This is a genomic window from Mesorhizobium sp. M0029, from assembly GCF_040323735.1.
GTDB lineage: Bacteria > Pseudomonadota > Alphaproteobacteria > Rhizobiales > Rhizobiaceae > Mesorhizobium.
In genome coordinates, this window is record NZ_JAMYVF010000001.1 from 196,131 (window position 1) to 211,039 (window position 14,909).

Genomic DNA, 14,909 nt, shown 5'->3' on the forward strand with positions numbered 1-14,909 from the left:
GCCAGCAAGAGCGGGGTCAACAGTGAGGCGTATCGTGCCGGAAAAACCGGATCGGAATGCAATTGAAGTCGTAAACGTCAGTAAAATTTTCGGATCGGGTGAGGGGCAGGTTGCTGCCCTCGATACGGTCTCGGTATCCATCCGCGAGAATGAGTTCTTCACCCTGCTGGGACCATCCGGCTGCGGCAAGACCACGTTGCTGCGGCTGATTGCCGGCTTCGACTTCCCAACCGCCGGCGAAATCCTCCTCTACGGTCAGGACATCGCGCCGTTGCCGCCCTTCAAGCGGCCGGTCAACACCGTCTTCCAATCCTACGCGCTGTTCCCGCATATGACGGTCGCCGACAATATCGGCTTTGGCCTGGAAATGCTGGGCAAGCCGAAGGCCGAGATCAAGGCGCGCGTCGCCGAGATGCTGAAACTGGTGAAGATGGAGGCGCTGGCGGGCCGCCGCACCAGCCAGATCTCCGGCGGCCAGCAGCAGCGCGTGGCGCTCGCCCGGGCGCTGGCGCCGCAGCCCAAGGTGCTCCTGCTCGACGAACCGCTCTCGGCCCTGGACTACAAGCTGCGCAAGGAAATGCAGATCGAATTGAAGCGGCTGCAGCACGAGACGGGCATCACCTTCATCTTCGTCACCCACGACCAGGAGGAAGCGCTGACCATGTCGGATCGCATCGCGGTGATGTCGTCGGGCAAGATCCTGCAGGTCGGCTCGCCGCGCGACATCTACGACCGGCCGGCCGAGCGTTTCGTCGCCGACTTCATCGGCGAGTCGAACTTCCTCAAGGCGGATGTGGTTAGCGCGACTGGTGGCCGGGCGACGGTGAAGCTGCCGTCTGGTGTGGAAATCCCAGCCTCGCTGCCGGAAGGCTTCAGCCCCAGCGGCAAGGTCACCATCGTCGTGCGTCCAGAGCATGCGCAGTTGGGCACGGCCAGCCCGAGCGCTTCGCTGTCCGGCACCGTCGAAAACATCGTCTATCTCGGCACCGACACGCACTTCCATCTGCGCCTTGCCGGTGGCGAGCCGTTCATCGTGCGGCGTCAGAACAGCCGCGGCGCCGGTGACGGCTTCGTGCAGGGCGGCCAGATCGGCATCATGATCGGCAACGACGCCGCGCAAGTGCTGAAGGACTGATCATGGCGACCGCGGAACAAGTCGCCAAGGCAGCGCAGCGACGCGATGTGCGCGACCGGTGGCTGCTGTCAGCGCCAGCCTTGCTGGTGATCTTCCTCGCCGCGACAGGCCCCTTGCTGATCGTGCTGATCTACTCGTTCCTGACGCCTGGCCCCTATGGCGATGTGAAGTGGCAGTTTTCGCCCGATGCCTGGCTGTCGGTGTTCATGGAACGCGACATTTTCGACGATACGCTTTCGCTTGCGGCAGCGCATGTCACCATCTTCTGGCGCTCGATCAAGCTGGCGGTGATAACGACGATCGCCACTTTGGCATTGGGGTTTCCAACCGCCTATTTCATGGCGACGCGCAGCGAGAAAACCAGGGATCTCTGGCTGTTCCTGATCACCATTCCGTTCTGGACCAACCTTCTGATCCGCACCTTCGCCGTGCTGCAGATCATCCGCAACGAAGGCATCATCAACACCATCCTGATCAAGCTTGGTATCGTCTCGGCGCCGGTGCAGATCCTCTTCACCGACACGGCGATTCTGATCGGCATGGCCTATGTCTATCTGCCGCTGATGGTGCTGCCGATCTATGCCAGCATGGAGAAGCTTGATTTTCGCCTCGTCGAGGCGGGCTACGACCTCTACGCGACCCGATTCAAGGTATTGCGGAAGATCATTTTCCCGCTGGTCAAACCCGGCGTCATTGCCGGCTCCATCCTGGTCTTCATTCCAGCCCTTGGCGCCTATGTGACGCCGAGCGTGCTTGGCGGCGGCAAGAATATGATGCTGTCCAACCTGATCGAATTGCAGTTCGGCCAAGGCCGCAACTGGCCGCTCGGCTCGGCGCTGTCGATCACGGTGATGATCATCGTCATGGTGGCGCTGCTTGCCTATGTGCGCAATGCCGGCAAGTCGGGGGCGCGGCATGGCTAAGAACTTTTCCATCAAGCACCAGACCGGCTTCACGGTGATCGCTGCGACCTGTTTTATCGTGCTCTATCTGCCGATCATCGTGCTGGTCGCCTATGCCTTCAACGCGGCGAACTCGACGTCCGAATGGGGCGGCTTTTCGATGCGCTGGTTCCAGTCGGCTTGGCAGAACGTGCAAGTTATCGACGCGACGCTACGCTCGTTCCAGATCGGCGCCGTGGCTGCGGTGCTGTCGACAATCTTTGCCACCATGGCCGCGCTTGCCACCACGCGCACCGCGTCCTATCCGGGCCTCACCTTCAAATATGCGGCGATCAACCAGCCGCTGATGGTGCCCGAGATCGTCACGGGCGTGGCGCTGCTGATCTTCTTCTCGCGCATCAAGATCTTCACCGGCTATTCCGGCATTGGCTATCTGATCGCCGCCCACACGGCGTTCTGCATCCCGTTCGCCTATCTGCCGATCCGGGCGCGGCTGGAAAACATGGACCTGACGCTGGAGCGCGCGGCCGCCGATCTGTACGCGACGCCTTGGAAGACCTTCCGCCGCATCACGCTGCCGCTTTTGTGGCCCGGCATACTGGCCGGACTGATGCTGGCCTTCGTCATCTCGCTCGATGACGTCGTCATCACCGAGTTTGTCAAATCGGGCGGCCAGGATGCGCTGCCCACCTACATGCTCGGCCAGATCCGCCGCGGCATCACGCCTGAGATCAACGCGATATCGACCGCCTTCCTGCTGCTTTCGGTCGCGATCGTCACGTTGTTTTTCTTCGTCAGCAGGAAAAGAGACTGAACCGACAAATGGGAGCTAAAACCATGAACTGGAAAACAACGACAGCCGCCATCGGGTTGGCGCTGCTCGCAACGACGAGCCTGGCCCACGCCGATGGCGAGCTGAACATCTACAATTGGGGCAACTATACCAGCCCCGACGTGATCAAAAAGTTCGAAGCCAAATACAACGTCAAGGTGACGATCACCGATTACGATTCCAACGATACGGCGCTCGCCAAGGTACGCCAGGGCGGCACCGGCTTCGACATCGCCGTTCCGTCGCAAACCTACGTGCCGATCTGGATCAAGGAGGGCCTCGTGCAGGAGACCGATCCGGGCAAGATGGAGAACTTCAAGAACGTGGCGCCGGAATGGGCCAATCCAGACTTCGACCCCGGCCGCAAATATTCCGTGCCGTGGGCGCTGGGCACCGTCGGCGTTGTCGTCAACACCGATGCCTACAAGGGACCAGCCGACAGCTGGGGCATCATCTTCAACACGCCGGACGAGCTGAAGGGCAAGACTAATGTCGTTCCGGAGATGAATGACGTTATCTTCGCGGCGATCAAATATGTCGGCGGCCAGCAGTGCACCGACGACAAGACGGTGCTGAAGAAGGTGCGCGACACGCTTGTCGCGGCCAAGCCGAACTGGATCGCCATGGAATACAATACCATCGAAAAGATGGGCGCCGGCGACTTCAAGGCGACCAGCGACTGGAACGGCTCGGCGCTACGCCAGCGGTTGGCCAATCCGGCCATCCATTACAATTATCCGAAGGAAGGCTACGGCCTGTGGAGCGATAACGTCGTCGTTCTCAAGGAAGCCAAGAACGTCGAGAACGCCAAGCTGTTCCAGAACTTCATCATGGATCCGGAAAACGCGGCCGGCCTCTCGGCCTTCCATCGCTACGCAAACGCCATTACCGGCTCGGACAAGTACATGCCGGCCGACATGAAGGATGCGCCGGAAGTCGTCATTCCGGAGACTGCGAAGGCACAAGGCGAATTCCAGAAGATGTGCGCGCCTGAGATCCAGGACATCTACACCAAGATTTGGACCGAACTGCAGAAATAACCGCAGTCTGACAGACCCGGCGGCAGCCGCCGCCGGGTCTTTTCTTTTCCGGAATGGCTTTCATGGACTCCTATCGCAACAGCGATCCGCGGCCGTCGATCATGCGGGGCTCGCCGCCTCAAATGGTGCTGCCGAAGCTCGACTGGGACCGGCCGCCATGGAATCGCTGGGCCTTCCAACACATCCGCGAATTCCTGCCGACCATCGAGGTCTGGCGCGGTAATGGCCATCGCCATCGTCTTGAGCGCGCAGAGACCGATCTCGACGCGCTGCCGGTGGAAGACAGCAAGGGCCGTCCGACGACGCTCGTTGGCCTGCTCGACGAGACCTACACGGACGGCTTCCTGGTGCTCAAAGACGGCAAGGTCGCCTATGAGCGCTATTTCAACGGCATGGCCGAGCGCACGCTGCATCTGTCGCAGTCGATGGCGAAGTCGGTAACAGGCACCGTGTTCGGTATTCTGGTTGGGCGCGGCTTGATCGACCCGGCCAAACCGGTGACCGCCTATCTGCAGGAGCTCGGCGCGACCGGCTGGGACGGCGCCAGCGTGCAGCATGTGCTTGACATGACGACGGGTGTTCGCTTTTCCGAGGAATACACCGATCGCTATTCCGATATCGGCCAGGTCGATGTCGCCACCGGCTGGAAGCCGGTGCCGCCGGACAGCGATCCGGATTTCCAATGGCCGCCGCATCTGTTCGAGTTGATCCTGCAGCTGAAGGACAAGGTGCGGCCGCATGGCGCCGCGTTCGAGTACCGCTCGATCGAGACCGACGTGCTTGCCTTCATCATGGAGCGGGTCACCGGTAAACGGCTGGCGCAGCTGGTGTCCGAGGAGCTGTGGCAAAAGCTCGGCGCCGACGAGAGCGCCTGCTTCACGGTTGACAGCGCCGGCTATGCGCTGGCCGATGGCGGCTTCAACGCGACGCTGCGAGACTACGCCCGCTTCGGCCAGTTGATCCTCGACAATGGCCGCGGCATCGTGCCGGCCGACTGGATCGAGGCGACTCGCAACGGCAGGCATGCGCCGGATTTCAATCCGAGCCTGCCGGAGGGCAGCTACCGCAACCAGTTCTGGATCGAAAACCCGCGCTCACGCGCACTGATGTGCCGGGGCGTGTTCGGGCAGATGATCCATATCGACTGGGACACCGGCATGGTCGTGGTCAAGCTTTCAAGCTATCCGGATTTCAGCAATGTCGCCTATTCGGTGGCAACGCTGAAGGCGGTGCACGCCATCGCCAAGGCGCTTGGTTGACCCACAACAAATCATCCCTCCGAGGAAACGTTCATGACTGGCAAGACTGCGTTCGAGATCCGCTACGGCTTTGCCCGCAATGAGGTGCTGCTCTCCAACTGGCGCGAAAACCCGTTCAACCGCTGGTCATTCCAGAACCTTGGCGAACTGGTGCCGACCGCTCCCGTGGCGGCGACGCCGGGAAGCGTCGAAGCGCCGGTGCGGGACCTGAGCGGCCTGCTCGGCGAAAAGGTTTCGATCGCCAGCGCCCCGGAAACGGTGGCCGAATTCCTCACACGTTCGAGCAGCGACGCGCTGACGGTGATGAAGGCTGGCAAGGTCATCGGCGACTGGTTCGCGCCCAATATGGATTTCGGCGCCCGTCACATCATCTTTTCGATCAGCAAATCGGTCACCGCGATCATCGCCGGAATACTGGAAGGCGAGGGCGTGTTCGACCCGGAAGCGCCGGTGACCCAGTACATTCCGGAAGCCGCCGGTTCGGCCTATGCCGATGCAAGCTGCCGGCATGTGCTCGATATGAGCGTCAGCCTCGACTTCGAGGAGGCCTATCTCGATCCCGAAAGCGCCTTTGCCCGTTACCGTCGCGCTACGCTGTGGAATCCGGGCGGCGGCACTGAAAGCTTGCGCGAATTCATTCTGACCTTGCAGCGGCTCGAAGAACCGCACGGCAAAACCTTCCGCTACCGTTCGCCCAATTCCGATCTGCTCGGCCTGCTGCTCGAACGAGCTTCCGGCCTGCGCTTCCCGGACTTGATGCGCGAGAAACTGTGGCTACCCCTGGGTGCTGTCAGCGAGGCTTCGATCGGCGTCGACATGGAAGGTACGGCGCGCACCGCCGGCGGCATTTCGGTGACGCCGCGCGACCTGGCGCGTATCGGCGAGATGATGCGGCAGGGCGGCACGGCCAATGGCCGGCGCATCGTGCCGGAAGGCTGGGTGCGCGATACGACCGTTGCCGGCGGCAGCGCGGAGGCCTGGCAGCGCGGCACGATGGTGCATCTGTTCCCGAAGGGCCGCTATCGCAACAAGTGGTACCAAACGGGTGCGGCAAACGGTGCTTTCTGCGGCATCGGCATCCACGGCCAATGGCTCTACGTCGATCCGAAGATGGAAGTGGTGATTGCAAAAATGGGGTCGCAGCCGGTGCCTGAAGATTATCCGCTCGAACGCGAGATCGTTGCCTTTTTCGAGGCGCTGAGCGGGATGGTCTGAGGACGAGCCAAAGCAAGGCGCTTTCCTGTGGACCTCTTTGACGCTTGAGAACACTGCGGTTGGCGTGACGGACATCAGCGCCTATGGTCGCCCCTCTTTGCGACAGGGACCAGCATGGCAGCAGACAGCAAACGCATCGCATCCATCATCGCGGCAGAGATCGGGGCGCGGCCGGAGCAGGCATCAGCAGCTATAGGGCTGCTCGATGAGGGCGCGACGGTGCCGTTTGTGGCGCGCTACCGCAAGGAGGTCACCGGCGGGCTAGACGACACCCAATTGCGCGACCTTGCCGAGCGATTGGCCTATCTGCGCGAACTCGATGCGCGCCGCGATATCATTCTCGGTTCGATCCGCGAGCAGGGCAAGCTGACCGAGGAACTTGAGGCCAAAATTGTGGCTGCCGCCACCAAGGCTGAACTGGAAGACATCTACCTGCCCTACAAGCCCAAGCGCCGCACCAAGGCCGAGATCGCCCGGGAGCGCGGGCTGGGGCCATTGGCGGAGGCTATTTTGGCCAACCGGTCGTTGGTGCCCGCCGAGGCGGCGCTGGCTTATGTGACCGAGGATGTGACCGACGCCAAGGCCGCACTGGAAGGCGCACGCGACATCCTGTCGGAACAGTTCGCGGAAAATGCCGATCTGGTCGGCAAGCTTCGCACCTACATGAAGGAGCGCGCTTTCATGCGTGCCCGTGTCGTCGACGGTAAGCAGGAGGCCGGGGCGAAATTCTCCGACTATTTCGAGCATGTCGAGCGCTGGGCCAATGTTCCGAGCCACCGCGCGCTGGCCATGCTGCGCGGCCGCAACGAAGAGGTGTTGTCGCTCGACATCGAGGTCGATGCCGACGATGCCTCGCCGGTGAAGCCGGTCGAGCGGATGATCGCCAATGCCTACGCCATCGGCGGCAGCCTGCCGGGCGACCGCTGGCTGATTGAAGTGGCCGGCTGGACCTGGCGGATCAAGCTTTCGCTGCACCTGACGCTCGATTTGATGCGCGACCTGCGCGAGCGGGCGGAGGAAGAGGCGATCCATGTCTTTGCACGCAACCTCAAGGATTTGCTTCTGGCAGCACCCGCCGGCTCGCGGCCGACCATGGGCCTCGATCCCGGCATCCGCACCGGCGTCAAGGTCGCTGTCGTGGATGGCACCGGCAAGGTGCTGGCGACGACGACCGTCTATCCATTTCCGCCGCGGAACGATGTGCGCGGCACACAGGCCCAGCTCGCAGCACTCATCCGCCAGCATAAGGTCGAGCTGATTTCGATCGGCAACGGCACCGGCAGCCGCGAGACTGAAAAGCTGGTCGCCGACATGCTGTCCGACATGCCTTCGGATGGTGGGCCAAAGCCGCTCAAGGTGATCGTCAGCGAGGCCGGCGCCTCGGTCTATTCGGCCTCGGCGACAGCGGCGGCTGAGTTTCCCGGGCTCGACGTGTCGCTGCGCGGTGCGGTGTCGATCGCCAGGCGCCTGCAGGACCCGCTCGCCGAACTGGTCAAGATCGAGCCGAAATCGATCGGCGTTGGCCAGTACCAGCATGATGTCGACCAGTACCGGCTTGGCCGCTCGCTGGAGGCGGTGGTGGAGGACGCGGTGAATGCTGTCGGCGTCGATCTCAACACCGCCTCGGCGCCGCTTTTGGCCCGCGTGTCAGGCCTAGGCGCGTCGCTTGCCGATGCCATTGTCGCGCATCGCGATGCGACCGGGCCGTTCGCCAGCCGCAAGGAACTGCTCAAGGTGGCGCGGCTTGGACCGCGCGCGTTCGAACAATCCGCAGGCTTCCTGCGCATTGCCAATGGCAGCGAGCCGCTCGACGCCTCGTCGGTCCATCCGGAAGCCTATGGCGTGGCCAAGAAGATCGTCGCTGCCTGCGGCCGCGATGTGCGCTCGCTGATGGGCGACAGCGCAGCGCTCAAGGCGCTCGATCCGCGAGTCTTCGTCGACGAACGCTTCGGCCTGCCGACGGTGCGCGACATCATTGCCGAGCTGGAAAAGCCCGGCCGCGACCCGCGCCCCGGCTTCAAGACCGCAACCTTTGCCGATGGCATCGACGACATCAAGGATCTGAAGCCCGGCATGCTTCTGGAAGGCACCGTTACCAATGTCGCTGCCTTCGGCGCCTTCGTCGATATCGGCGTGCACCAGGACGGGCTGGTGCATGTCTCGCAACTGGCCGATCGTTTCATCAAGGACGCGCATGAGGTGGTGAAGGCCGGCGACGTGGTGAAGGTGCGGGTCGTCGATGTCGACATCAAGCGCAAGCGCATCGCGCTGTCCATGCGCAAGGACGGCGGCGAGGGCGGGACGCCGAAGGGGCCGCGCGACAATGGCGGCGGCAAGCCGGCGCAACCTTCGCCGATGCCGCAGCGTCAGCCGGAACGACCGGCACAGCAAGGCGCGTTTGGCGCAGCACTGGCCGATGCCTTGAAGCGGAAGTAGCCTCGAATGGTTCCTTGCAATCGCTAGAGCGTTATCTACCATTCTTGTGTGGAGATACGCGCGATATGGCAAGTTTCGAGAAAGTGAGTGTCCAAGAGTTGGGGCGTCTTTGGGACGAGGGCATGGCGAGTGGCAGTTCGGTCGATGGAGACCAGGCTTTCGCCCGGATCAAAAGCAAGCTCGATGCGAAAGTTGCCGAACGCAAGTCGCAAAAACGCTGCGCTTCCAGCCGGAAACCGAGCCGATGAAGCGGAAGTAGCTACCAGGCCAGAACGGCCGGTTCCTTCTCAACCTGGCCCAGCAGCCAGTCGCGAAAGCTGACGACGGGCGGGTGGCCGCGCTTGTCGTTCGGGACGACGAGGTAGTAGGCGCTGCGGCTTTGCATCGGCTGTCCCGGCGCCGGCACGAGCTGACCGCGCTGCAATTCGCCGGCGATAAGAACTTGCGGCAGGAGCGCGACGCCAAGCCCCGCCATGCAGGCTTGGGCAACGGTGCCGAATTGCTCGAACTGCATGCCGGGTCCGATCGGTGCGCTCAAGCCCTGTTCCTCGAACCATTCGCCCCAGGCGCCAGGGCGCGTCGCCATGTGCAGCAGCGGCAGGCGGCTGATGTCGGCCGCCGTGGTGATATCGCGGCTGGCAAGGAAGTCGGGCGAAACCACCGGCATCACGGTTTCGCGCATCAACAATGTGGAATCGGCGTCCGGCCAGTCCGGCTGGCCATGATGGATAGCGGCGTCGAGGCGTTCGCGGGCGAAGTCGAAGCGGCCGATGCGGGTGACGAAGTTGATGGTGATGTCAGGGTTTTCTGCGACGAAATCCGGGATCAGCGGCATCAGCCAGCGCGTGCCGAAGGTCGGCAGTATGGCGAGGTTCAGCATGCCGCTATGCCGATTGCTCATCAATCCGAGCGCGGCGTCGCGCAATTGCCCGAGTGCCGCCCGCACGGCTTCGGCATAGATTTCGCCCGCCGTGGACAGCCGAACATTGCGGCTGTCGCGCTCGAACAGCCGGCGGCCGAACTGTTCCTCCAGAAGTGCTATCTGGCGGCTGACGGCCCCTTGGGTCAAATCGAGTTCCTGGGCGGCAGCGGTGAAGGAGCCAAGGCGGGCCACGGCCTCGAAGGCGGCAAGGGCGCTGGTGCTGGGTAAAAGCCGGCGTTGGACGTTCATGATCCATTACTAAACCTCATTGATCTGTGATGCAATTTTGTTTGATTTTTCCGAAGCGGAGGTGGATAAGCCCGAGCACTTCAAGATTTTGGGAGAGAGCGAAGCCATGGCCGCCGACAAGAACGCGTTCGTCTGGGAAGACCCCTTCCTGATCGAGAACCAGCTTTCCGAGGATGAGCGCATGGTGCGCGATGGCGCGGCCGCCTTTGCCGCCGACAAGCTCGCGCCGCGCATCGAGGAGGCCTATCTCGAGGAAAAGACCGATGCCGGCATCTTTCGCGAGATGGGCGAGGCCGGCCTGCTCGGCATCACCATCCCTGAGGAATATGGCGGGCTCGGCGCCAATTACGTCACCTACGGGTTGGTGGCGCGCGAGGTCGAGCGGGTCGATTCCGGCTACCGGTCGATGATGTCCGTGCAGTCGTCGCTGGTGATGTATCCGATCCATGCCTATGGCTCGGAAGAACAGCGCAAGAAATTTCTGCCTAAGCTGGCCTCGGGCGAATGGATCGGCTGCTTCGGCCTGACCGAACCGGATGCGGGTTCCGATCCCGGCGGTATGAAGACGCGGGCCGAGAAGACCGCGAACGGCTACAGGATTTCCGGCTCGAAAATGTGGATATCCAACGCGCCGATCGCCGATGTGTTCGTGGTCTGGGCGAAGCTGAAGGGCGACAACGGCAAGGACGAAATCCGCGGTTTCGTGCTGGAGAAGGGCATGAAGGGGCTGTCGGCGCCGAAGATCGGCGGCAAGCTCAGCCTTAGGGCCTCGATCACCGGCGAGGTGGTGATGGAAGGCGTCGAAGTCGGCGAAGACGCGCTGCTGCCCAACGCCAGGGGCCTCGGCGGCCCATTCGGCTGCCTCAACCGGGCCCGCTACGGCATTTCCTGGGGCGCGATGGGCGCCGCCGAGGATTGCTGGCACCGGGCCCGGCAGTATGGACTCGACCGCAAGCAGTTCGGCAAGCCGCTCGCCGGCACGCAGCTGTTCCAGAAAAAGCTCGCCGACATGCAGACCGAGATCGCGCTGGGCCTGCAGGGCTCGCTGCGCGTCGGGCGGCTGATGGACGAGGGCAAGATGGCACCGGAGATGATCTCGATCGTCAAGCGCAACAATTGCGGCAAGGCGCTCGACATCGCCCGCCAGGCCCGCGACATGCATGGCGGCAACGGCATCCAGATCGGCTACCACGTCATGCGCCACGCGCAGAACCTGGAGACGGTCAACACCTATGAAGGCACGCATGACGTGCATGCGCTGATCCTTGGCAGGGCTCAGACGGGGATACAGGCGTTTTTCTAAAGCTGTGCCGATGTTCAGGTGAGGCCGGCCTGCAAATGGCCGATACCTGCGCTTCCGGTGCTCGCGTACCAAAAGTACGCTCTGCGCCGGTTCTCGGTATCAGCCATTTTCGACTCGGCCTGACCTGAATCTCGACACAGCGTAGCCGGCTTCGGCTGCTTAATTTAGGTGCAGCGCAACATCTCTGCTTGGAGAATGGCCAATAGATGTGTCAGGGTTCGGCTGAAGAAACGCCGATCTCCGGGGCCCCATGGCAATACTGGCAGCCGTCTACCACCTGACCCATTACAAATATGACCGGCCGGTGGTTCTCGGGCCCCAGGTCATCAGGCTGCAGCCGGCACCGCATTCCCGCACCAAGGTGCTCAGCCATTCGCTGAAGGTCGGGCCGGCGAACCACTTCGTCAATCTGCAGCAGGACCCCTACGGCAATTTCCTGGCCCGCTTCGTCTTCCCGGAGCCGGTGACGGAATTGAAGATCGAGGTCGACCTCGTCGCCGACATGACGGTCTACAATCCGTTCGATTTCTTCGTCGAGCCATCGGCCGAGACCCTCCCGTTCGAGTACCCCGAAGACATCAGGGACGATCTCGCCATCTACCGCACGCCGGAGCCGGCGGGGCCGCTGCTGTCTGCTTTCCTCGCAACCATCGACCGTAGCGCCACCAACACCGTCAATTTCGTCGTCGACCTCAATGCGCGGCTGCAGCGGGAGATCGCCTATATCGTGCGGATGGAAACCGGCGTGTTCTCGCCGGAGGAAACGCTGGCCGCGAAAAAGGGATCGTGCCGGGATTCGAGCTGGCTGCTGGTGCAAATCCTCAGGAATCTCGGCCTCGCCGCGCGTTTCGTCTCAGGCTATCTGATCCAGCTGAAGCCCGATCTGGTCGCGCTCGATGGCCCAGCCGGGACCGCCGTAGACTTCACCGACCTGCACGCCTGGTGCGAGGTCTATCTGCCGGGCGCCGGCTGGATCGGCTTCGATCCGACGTCCGGCCTGCTCACCGGCGAAAGCCATGTGCCGCTGGCGGCCACGCCGCATTTCCGCAACGCCGCACCCATTTCCGGCATGGCGAGCTTCGCCAATGTCGAATTCGGCTTCGACATGCGTGTCGACCGCATCGCCGAACATCCGCGCATCACCAAGCCATTCTCGGACGAAAGCTGGCAGGCGCTGGATGCGCTGGGCAACAAGGTCGACGCCGCACTTCAAGCGGGCGACGTCAGGCTGACCATGGGCGGCGAGCCGACCTTTGTCTCCATCGACGATTTCGAGTCCGCCGAGTGGAACACCGCCGCCGTCGGCCCGACCAAGCGCGAAAAGGCCGATGCGCTGATCCGTAAATTGCGCGAACGCTTCGCGCCGGGCGGCTTCCTCCACTACGGCCAGGGCAAATGGTATCCGGGCGAAAGCCTGCCGCGCTGGACCTTTTCGCTCTATTGGCGCACCGACGGCCAGCCGGTGTGGAGCGATCCGTCGCTGATCGCACGCGAAAAGAGCGACGCAAAGGTGGGGCCGCAGCAGGCCGAGAGCTTGCTGACGGCAATCGCCGGCGAACTCGGCATCGACAAGGCGATGGTCAGCGAGGCCTATGAGGACCCGGCCGAATGGCTGCTGAAAGAAGGCAAGCTGCCCGACAATGTCGATCCGTCCAACTCCAAGCTGGAAGACCCGGAAGAGCGCAGCCGCATGGCGAAAGTGTTCGAGCGCGGGCTGACCAAGCCGTCGGGCTACGTGCTGCCGGTGCAGCGCTGGAACAGCCAGGCTTCGGACCCGCGCTGGCGCTCGGAGAAGTGGAAGACCCGGCGCGGGCGGCTGTTCCTGGTGCCGGGCGATTCCCCTGTCGGTTACCGCCTGCCGCTGGGCACGCTGCCCTATGTGCCGCCGGCGCAGTTCCCCTATATTGTGCCGGTCGATCCGTCGCTGCCGCGTAGACCGCTGCCGGCGCGGGAAGCCATACTGCCAGAACCGGCTCCGGCCGAGCTGGAAGGCGCCGACGAGATGGCACGACGCCAGCAGGCGATTTCTTTCACGGCGACGACCGGCCAGCAGGATAGGGTCGAACAGGAGATCACCGAGATCGGCGGCGCGGTGCGTACAGCACTTTCGGTCGAGCCACGCGACGGGCGGCTGTGCGTGTTCATGCCGCCGGTCGAGGCGCTGGAAGACTATCTCGAACTCGTCGCAGCCGCCGAAAACGCGGCCAAGGCGATCGGCCTTCCCGTGCATATCGAGGGCTATGGACCGCCGCACGATCCGCGCCTCAACGTCATCAGGGTGGCACCCGATCCCGGCGTCATCGAGGTCAACATCCATCCGGCTGCCAACTGGCAGGACTGCGTGGCGACGACGACGGCGATCTACGAGGAAGCACGGCAGACGCGGCTTGGCGCCGACAAGTTCATGATCGACGGCCGCCACACCGGTACCGGCGGGGGCAACCATGTCGTCGTCGGCGGCGCGACGCCCAATGACAGCCCGTTCCTGCGCCGGCCCGATCTGTTGAAGAGCCTGGTGCTGCAATGGCAGCGGCGCCCGTCGCTGTCCTATCTATTCTCCGGCCTGTTCATCGGCCCGACCAGCCAGGCGCCGCGCTTCGACGAGGCGCGGCACGATTCGCTTTACGAACTCGAGATCGCGATGGCGCAGGTGCCGCACCCGGGCCAGGGCAACCCACCGCTGCCTTGGCTGGTCGACCGACTGTTTCGCAACCTGTTGACCGATGTCACCGGCAATACGCACCGCTCGGAAATCTGCATCGACAAGCTGTTTTCGCCCGATGGCCCGACCGGCCGGCTTGGGCTTGTTGAGTTCCGCGGTTTCGAGATGCCGCCCAATGCGCGCATGTCGCTGGCGCAGCAATTGCTGGTACGCGCCATCATCGCCCGTGCGTGGAACAACCCGCTTGATGGCCGCTTCGTGCGCTGGGGCACCTCGCTCCATGACCGTTTCATGCTGCCGCATTATGTCTGGGCGGATTTCCTCGACATGCTCGACGACCTCAAGCTCAACGGTTTCGAATTCCGGCCGGAATGGTTCGATGCCCAGCTGGAGTTCCGCTTTCCGTTCTGCGGCGAAGTCCAGCATGCCGGCATCAAGCTGGAACTGCGGCAGGCGCTGGAGCCGTGGCATGTGATGGGTGAGCAAGGCGCCATCGGCGGCACCGTGCGCTTCGTCGATTCCTCGGTCGAACGGCTGCAGGTCAGGACCGAAGGCCTCAACCCGGAACGTCATGCCATTGTCTGCAATGGCCGAATCGTGCCGATGAAGGTCCCCGACAATCGCGAGGTCGCGGTGGCCGGTGTGCGCTTCAAGGCCTGGCAGCCTTCGTCGGGCCTGCATCCGGCGCTGCCGGTCAACACGCCTTTGGTCTTCGACATTTACGACCGTTGGTCGGGGCGGGCGGTGGGCGGCTGCGTCTACCATGTCGCGCATCCAGGTGGGCGCAGCTACGACACGTTCCCGGTCAACGGCAATGAGGCCGAGGCGAGGCGTCTCGCCCGCTTCGAGCCGCGCGGCCATACGCCGTCGGCCTATGTGCTGCGCAATGAAGAAGCCTCTGAAGACTTCCCCATGACCCTTGACCTCAGGCGGCCAGCAAGACTCTGATCAGCG

At 63.1% G+C, this 14,909-nt stretch carries 11 protein-coding genes; 10 read left to right on the forward strand and 1 reads right to left on the reverse strand.

Annotation, left to right across the window (positions count from 1 at the left end; translation table 11 throughout):
- The first annotated feature begins 34 nt into the window (after positions 1-34).
- The 8 genes from NKJ76_RS00970 to NKJ76_RS01005 all read left to right on the forward strand — a co-directional run bounded on the left by NKJ76_RS00970 (position 35) and on the right by NKJ76_RS01005 (position 9,067).
- Complete coding sequence (locus NKJ76_RS00970; RefSeq protein WP_023691713.1) at positions 35-1,135, forward strand: ABC transporter ATP-binding protein; 1,101 nt, start codon at positions 35-37, stop codon at positions 1,133-1,135.
- A gap of 2 nt (positions 1,136-1,137) precedes the next feature.
- Positions 1,138-2,058 carry an ABC transporter permease gene (locus tag NKJ76_RS00975; protein ID WP_023696888.1) on the forward strand — a complete coding sequence of 307 codons (921 nt, stop codon included), beginning with the start codon at positions 1,138-1,140 and terminating at the stop codon, positions 2,056-2,058.
- Positions 2,051-2,851, forward strand: a complete 801-nt coding sequence (locus tag NKJ76_RS00980) for an ABC transporter permease (RefSeq protein WP_352536582.1) — start codon at positions 2,051-2,053, stop codon at positions 2,849-2,851. Before NKJ76_RS00975 ends, NKJ76_RS00980 begins: the two co-directional genes overlap by 8 nt.
- Before the next feature lie 23 nt (positions 2,852-2,874).
- Entirely contained in the window at positions 2,875-3,909 is a 1,035-nt protein-coding gene (locus NKJ76_RS00985) for an ABC transporter substrate-binding protein (RefSeq protein ID WP_352536583.1), read from the forward strand.
- Between the two features lie 62 nt (positions 3,910-3,971).
- Positions 3,972-5,168 (forward strand): serine hydrolase domain-containing protein, encoded by a 1,197-nt coding sequence (locus NKJ76_RS00990; protein ID WP_352536584.1) that lies wholly within the window; start codon positions 3,972-3,974, stop codon positions 5,166-5,168.
- 33 nt (positions 5,169-5,201) lie between these two features.
- Positions 5,202-6,383, forward strand: a complete 1,182-nt coding sequence (locus NKJ76_RS00995; RefSeq protein ID WP_352536585.1) for a serine hydrolase domain-containing protein — start codon at positions 5,202-5,204, stop codon at positions 6,381-6,383.
- 114 nt (positions 6,384-6,497) lie between these two features.
- On the forward strand, positions 6,498-8,819 hold the full coding sequence (locus tag NKJ76_RS01000; protein ID WP_352536586.1) for a Tex family protein: 2,322 nt from the start codon (positions 6,498-6,500) through the stop codon (positions 8,817-8,819).
- Positions 8,820-8,884: 65 nt separating this feature from the next.
- A complete protein-coding gene (locus NKJ76_RS01005; protein WP_023671771.1) occupies positions 8,885-9,067 on the forward strand; it encodes a hypothetical protein in 183 nt (60 codons plus the stop codon).
- A gap of 11 nt (positions 9,068-9,078) precedes the next feature.
- Here the strand turns inward: NKJ76_RS01005 and NKJ76_RS01010 are convergent, their stop codons facing one another.
- Positions 9,079-9,990 (reverse strand): LysR family transcriptional regulator, encoded by a 912-nt coding sequence (locus NKJ76_RS01010; protein WP_023686321.1) that lies wholly within the window; start codon positions 9,988-9,990, stop codon positions 9,079-9,081.
- Between the two features lie 106 nt (positions 9,991-10,096).
- On the opposite strand from NKJ76_RS01010, the gene NKJ76_RS01015 reads away from it, so the two are divergent.
- Entirely contained in the window at positions 10,097-11,293 is a 1,197-nt protein-coding gene (locus NKJ76_RS01015; RefSeq protein ID WP_023735009.1) for an acyl-CoA dehydrogenase, read from the forward strand.
- Positions 11,294-11,543: 250 nt separating this feature from the next.
- Positions 11,544-14,903, forward strand: a complete 3,360-nt coding sequence (locus tag NKJ76_RS01020) for a transglutaminase family protein (protein WP_352536587.1) — start codon at positions 11,544-11,546, stop codon at positions 14,901-14,903.
- The last annotated feature ends 6 nt before the right edge of the window (positions 14,904-14,909 follow it).